Raw genomic sequence first — 6,133 nt, 5'->3', positions numbered from 1 at the left:
GTGGTTTCCGGATTGCCGAACATGACGCCGATCTTCATGCGGATCTGGTTGATGAAGATCACCAGCGTGTTGGTGCGGTTGATGCTGCCGGTCAGCTTGCGCAGCGCTTGCGACATCAGGCGCGCTTGCAGGCCAGGCAGGGAATCGCCCATGTCGCCTTCGATTTCGGCGCGTGGCGTCAGTGCCGCCACCGAGTCGATCACGATCAGGTCGACGCCGCCCGAGCGCACCAGCGCATCGGTGATTTCCAGCGCCTGTTCGCCGGTGTCCGGCTGCGAAATCAGCAGCTCGGACAGGTTGATGCCCAGTTTCTGCGCATAACCGACGTCCAGCGCATGTTCCGCATCAATGAACGCGCAGGTGCCGCCCAGCTTTTGCATCTCGGCGATGGTTTGCAGGGTCAGCGTGGTCTTGCCCGAGGATTCCGGACCGTAGATTTCCACTACGCGGCCGCGCGGCAGACCACCGACGCCCAGCGCGATATCCAGGCCGAGCGAGCCGGTCGAGACCACTTGCACTTCTTCGACCACGGCGCCGTCGTCCATCCGCATGATCGAACCTTTGCCGAATTGTTTTTCGATCTGCGCCAAGGCCGCGGCAAGGGCCTTGCTTTTATCCGGATTGGCTGCGGATTTTTTATCGTCCATGGTTGTTCTTTCGGCAAAAATGGTGAGTGATTCGATACCTGCGATGAGGCTTCAGGTAACACTGTATAAAAAAACAGTGATTTATGCAAGCATTGTCGCAAATTTTTAAAAACCTGATGCATATTGTATGTGCAGAAACTGCCGCCGGGGATGCGCACCACCCTAAATCCATCGCAAAAAATCACGCTTTAGGTGCGGACTTATTGCCGTCCCCTTCGATGCATCGGGCGCATTTTATGCTTATTACGCATATCGTCATCCGGAAAAGTAAAAAGGATGCCGGATGCGCAAGAGGATGCAATAATCGTGACGCACATTTTGCTTCGGCCGCCAGTCCGCCGCCGGGCAATGCGCCATATTTCGAGACAGGGGCAAGCGGCTTGCCCACTAATAACGGGGAGAAGGTATGCGTATTACATATTGGATGAAACCATTGGCGGCGTCGGCGCTGCTGCTGGGTTTGCTGGGCACGGTCCAGGCAGCGTCCGCGCCTGCGGTCGAGGCGAAGAACGGCATGGTGGTGACTTCTCAGCACCTGGCGTCGCAGGTCGGGGTCGACATCCTGAAGATGGGCGGCAACGCGGTCGATGCGGCGGTAGCGGTCGGTTATGCGCAGGCTGTGGTGAACCCATGCTGCGGCAATATCGGCGGCGGCGGTTTCATGACCATCCACCTGGCCGACGGCCGCGATACCTTCATCAATTTCCGCGAAACGGCGCCGGCAGCGGCCAGCGCCAACATGTACCTGGACGCCAACGGCAAGGCGATCACCAACGCCAGCCTGTTCGGCTACCTGGCGGCCGGCGTGCCGGGCACCGTGCTTGGACTCGACAGCGCACAACGCAAATACGGCAAGCTGACCCGCGCCCAGGTGATGCAGCCGGCGATCAAGCTGGCGCGCGACGGCTACATCCTGAACCGCGGCGACACCGACATCCTCGACACCACCATCGCCCAGTTCAAGAAGGACCCGGAAGCAGCGCGCCTGTTCCTGCGTCGCGACGGCACGCCGCTGCAGCCGGGCGACCGCCTGGTGCAAAAGGACCTGGCCAAGACGCTGGAAGCGATTTCGCGCAACGGCCCTGACGCCTTCTACAAAGGCGCGATCCCGGCCGCGGTGGAACGCGCTTCCAAGGCTGGCGGCGGCATCATCACCGCAGCCGATTTCGCCGGCTACAAGATCAGCGAAAGCGCTCCGCTGTCGTGCAATTACCGCGGGTATGTGTTCGTCTCCGCACCGCCGCCCAGCTCGGGCGGCGCCACCATGTGCCAGATCCTCAACATCCTTGAGGGCTACGACATGAAGGCGCTCGGTTTCCACTCGGCGTCGGCGGTGCATTACATGACCGAAGCGATGCGCCATTCCTACATGGACCGCAATACTTTCCTCGGCGACCCGGCTTTCGTCAAGAATCCGCTGGACCGCTTGCTGAGCAAGGAATATGCGGCATCCATCCGCGAGAAAATCACCGCCGACAAAGCCACGCCGTCGGTAGAAGTGCAGCCAGGCATGGCGCCGCATGAAAAACCTGAAACCACGCATTATTCGATCGTCGACAAGGACGGCAATGCGGTGTCCACCACCTACACCATCAACGGCCGCTTCGGCGCCGTGGTGATCGCGCCGGGCACCGGCTTCTTCCTCAACGATGAAATGGATGACTTCACCGTCAAGGCCGGCGTGCAGAACCTGTTCGGCCTGGTGCAAGGCGCCACCAACTCGATCGCGCCGGGCAAGCGTCCGCTGTCGTCGATGGCGCCGACCCTGGTCACCAAGGATGGCAAGACCTACATGGTGCTTGGCTCGCCAGGCGGCTCGCGCATCATCACCATCACCCTGGAAACGGCCCTGAACGTGATCGACTACGGCATGGCGCCGCAGGAAGCGGTCGATGCGCCGCGCATCCACCACCAATGGCTGCCGGACGAGGTCTACTACGAAACCCGCGGCCTGTCGCCGGATACCCTGAAAATCCTGGACGGCATGGGCTACAAGATGAAGGAGCAAACCCCTTGGGGCGCGGCTGAGCTGATCATGATCGGCCTGCCGGGCGCAGCCGGCGTCGCCGGCGCCAGCTCGGGTAACGATGCAGGCGTATCGGGCGCTGTCCGTCCGGGTCTGTATTACGGCGCCAACGATACACGCCGTCCTGCCGGCGCTGCCATCGGTTACTAAAATTACCGCTTGATCCGAAAACGGGTGCTTTGCACCCGTTTTTTTTTCGCCCGATCATGAGAAAAACGCATTGATCCATCAGTATTAATCGTTTTATCCGGCTTCAAATCAAATTTACACTGCGCCTATCCTCCCTCGATAAAGAGCGCGCATGTCCTCCACCAACCTGCCCACTAATCTGCAATATATGCTGACGTCGCTGCTGGGCGCCGAGCATGCCAATCAATTATTCGATCTGCTGCAGATCCCGGCCAGCACCCTGCGGCCGCGCGCCGATACGGTTTCCCGCATCGAAATCGCGCAGGCGCTGAACATGCTGCTGTTCGAGAAACTGCTGAAAGCCGTCCCGCAAGGGAACGACTATGTGCAGGACTCGGTGCGCGCCGGTAACAAGATCCGCTTCGACCATGGCGCTTTGCGCACCGTGCTGGGCATCAGCACCGGCACCCTGCCAGCCGGCGAAGCGGCGTTCACCCGCATCTTGCGGCCGCTGGGCTACCGCGTGAACGGCATCTATCCTTTGCAACGGATCAGCATGACCGGCCGCGCCTACGCGCATGAAGACGACGCCGAAGAAATCGCCCAGTTCTTCCTCAGCGAACTGCACCCGCATCATTTCTCCAGCGAATTCCAGGCCACCGTCAACAAGGTCTTGTCGACCTCACAAGATCCTGTCGATGCGCACTCGGCGCAGCTGTTGCAGCAGCTCGGCAACAACAAAAGCTTGCCGCTGGCCGATGCGCTAGCCTTGCTGCCGGTGCTGGTAGCCTGCTTCGACCGCCAGCATGCCCTGCCCAGCATCGCCGAATACCAGGTCTTGCTGGCCGAATCGGCCGAAATGGCCTGGATTTCGACCGAGGGCAACGCCTTCAACCATGCCACCGACCGCGTCGCCAATGTGGAGCAGGTAGCCGATGCGCAACGCGCACTGGGCCGCGCCATCAAGGAAAAGATCGAAGTGTCCCGCAACGGCCGGGTGCGGCAGACCGCTTTCCGCGCCAGCACCGTGACGCGCCCGATGCGCGACGAGAACGGCGCCATGGTCGAGATGAAGGTGCCGGGATCGTTTTACGAATTCATTTCACGCGACCGCTACCTGGACGAGGAAACCCAGCGCGAAAAACTGGACCTGACTTTTGACAGCGGCAACGCCCAGGGCATCTTCAAAATGACCGCCTCGGCTGACGCCGCATCCTGCTGAAGGCCGACATGAGCGATATCAGCCTGGTCCTGCAACGCATCGGCGACCTGCTCGGGCCGCAAGGTTGCCTGCTCGCCCCCGACCAGCGCCAGCCCTATGAAAAAGGTGCGCGCTACGGCGACGGCCGCAGCCTGTGCATCGCACGCCCGGCCAGCGTCGACGAAGCAGCCGAGCTGATGCGCCTGTGCGCCAGAGAAAAAATCCGCATCATTCCCCAGGGCGCAAATACCGGCCTGGTTGGCGCGTCGTCGCCGGATCGTTCCGGCTTCGACGTGGTGCTCAGCATGGAGCGCATCAAGGGCGTGACAGACATCGATCCGGTCGACCGCGTGGTGCAAGCCTATGCCGGCACCCGCCTGTCCGACCTGAACCAGGCGCTCAAACAACATGAGCTGTACTTCCCGATCGATCTGGCTGCCGATCCGTCGATCGGCGGCATGCTGGCGGCCAACACCGGCGGCGCGCGCCTGATCCGCTATGGCGACGTGCGGCATAACGTGCTGGGGCTGGAAGCCTTGTTGATCGATCCGCCCGGCCAGCGCCTGGACCTCACCAACCGCCTCAGGAAAAACAATACCGGCCCCGACTGGAAACAGAATTTCATCGGCAGCGGCGGCGCCTACGGCATCATCACGCAAGCGGTGCTGCAAGTGCATCCGCTGCCGCAGCAATGCGCCACGGCGCTGGTTGTTCCAGCCTCGCTGCAGGCTGCAGCCTTGCTGCTGCGCGACGCCGAACGCAATTTCTCGGATTTCCTGAGCGCGTTCGAAGGTATCTCGCACAATGCCATGCAAGCCGTATTGCAGCACATCCCTTCGATACAAACGCCGTTCGAGCCGCTGCCGCCCTACGCTTTCCTGATCGAACTGAGCAGCGCGCGGCCGCGCAGCGCCGATTTCGACCTGGAAAAACTGTTCGGGGCCTGGCTCGAAGCCTGTTTCGGCGACCTGATCCTGGATGCGGTGATCGACAAACCGGAAGTCCTGTGGCGCATCCGCCATGCCATCACCGACAGCGTGCGCCAGGAAGGCAAGGTAATCGCTTTCGACATCGCCGTGCCGCGCTCGAAACTGGCCATTTTCCGCGATGAAGCGATAGCGCTGCTGGAACAGTCTTATCCTGGCGTCAAGGTATATGACTTCGGCCACTGGGGCGACGGCGGCCTGCATTTCAACCTGGTGCTGCCGCAGCAGCTGGCCGACGACTATCCGCCGCAGCGCATCCATGCCCTGCGCCAGGAAATCTACGACCTGGCAGTCCATAAATATCACGGCAGCTTCAGCGCCGAACATGGCGTCGGACCGTTCAACCGGCAGTTCTATGAACGCTACACAATGCCTGAATCGCAGGCGCTGGCGGCCAGGATGCAAACCGTGTTCGACCCGGCCGGACTGCTCGGCTTGACCCGTTTCGGTACGGCGCCGTAAAGCTCATGCCTGACTCCCTGCGCAGCCAGGCTGGAACCGCCATTGAAGGTAAAGCTGAAAAGCGCCGCCGCGTTTGGTATAGTGCCTGCTCGACAGCAAGCACGGCAGCACATACCTACTCGGCACCAAGAAAAATGCGCAGATTCATCCCTTCCACCTCCTGCCTGATCGCTTTCGATACGGCAGCGCGCCACCTGTCGTTTACCAAGGCCGCCAACGAACTGCACATGACCCAGGGCGCAGTCAGCCGCCAGGCCGCCATCCTGGAGGATTATCTTGGGGTAAAACTGTTCGAGCGCATCAACCGCCGCCTGATACTGACCGCGGCCGGCGCCGAGTATGCGACCCAGGTTGCCGCCATCCTCAAGGAAATCGAGATGGCGACCTTCCAGGTGATGGCGCACAAGAATTCCGGCGGCGTGCTCAATCTGGCAACATTGCCGACTTTCGGCGTCAAGTGGCTGATTCCGCGCCTGGCCAAGTTCACCGCCGCCCATCCCGATGTGATCCTCAACCTGAGCACCGAAGTGCTGCCCTTCGATTTCAACAGCCGCGCAGTCGATGCGGCAATTCACTTCGGTGAGCCGAACTGGCCGGGCGCGGTCATGGTGCGGCTGATGGGCGAAGAGGTGCTGCCGGTGTGCAGCCTGGAGCTGAGCCGGAAAATCAAGCGTATCGAAGA

The 6,133-nt window shown here is 61.2% G+C and carries 6 protein-coding genes; 5 read left to right on the top strand and 1 reads right to left on the bottom strand.

Annotated features, from left to right (window positions below; genetic code table 11):
* Positions 1 to 647, bottom strand: a 647-nt coding sequence (gene recA, locus JWQ61_RS15790) for a recombinase RecA (RefSeq protein ID WP_304361367.1), incomplete at its 3' end; no start/stop codon positions are given.
* Between the two features lie 83 nt (positions 648 to 730).
* On the opposite strand from recA, the gene JWQ61_RS15785 reads away from it, so the two are divergent.
* From JWQ61_RS15785 to JWQ61_RS15765, 5 genes are all read left to right on the top strand, one after another.
* Positions 731 to 1,075: a hypothetical protein gene (locus JWQ61_RS15785; RefSeq protein ID WP_304361366.1), complete on the top strand. Its 345-nt coding sequence runs from the start codon at positions 731 to 733 to the stop codon at positions 1,073 to 1,075.
* On the top strand, positions 1,072 to 2,823 hold the full coding sequence (ggt, locus tag JWQ61_RS15780) for a gamma-glutamyltransferase (protein WP_304361368.1): 1,752 nt from the start codon (positions 1,072 to 1,074) through the stop codon (positions 2,821 to 2,823). The genes JWQ61_RS15785 and ggt overlap by 4 nt, the downstream gene beginning before the upstream one ends.
* A 151-nt stretch (positions 2,824 to 2,974) precedes the next feature.
* The gene (locus JWQ61_RS15775) at positions 2,975 to 4,024 is read left to right on the top strand and encodes a DUF1338 domain-containing protein (protein ID WP_304361365.1); all 1,050 of its coding nucleotides are present in this window, start codon (positions 2,975 to 2,977) and stop codon (positions 4,022 to 4,024) included.
* Positions 4,025 to 4,032: 8 nt separating this feature from the next.
* Entirely contained in the window at positions 4,033 to 5,451 is a 1,419-nt protein-coding gene (locus JWQ61_RS15770) for an FAD-binding oxidoreductase (protein ID WP_304361364.1), read from the top strand.
* Between the two features lie 134 nt (positions 5,452 to 5,585).
* The coding region (locus JWQ61_RS15765) for a LysR family transcriptional regulator (RefSeq protein ID WP_304361363.1) at positions 5,586 to 6,133 on the top strand (548 nt) is incomplete at its 3' end.

Origin of the sequence: Collimonas fungivorans (assembly GCF_028292705.1) — a bacterium.
Lineage (GTDB): Bacteria > Pseudomonadota > Gammaproteobacteria > Burkholderiales > Burkholderiaceae_D > Collimonas > Collimonas fungivorans_B.
This window is presented reverse-complemented; position numbering and strand designations above follow the sequence as displayed.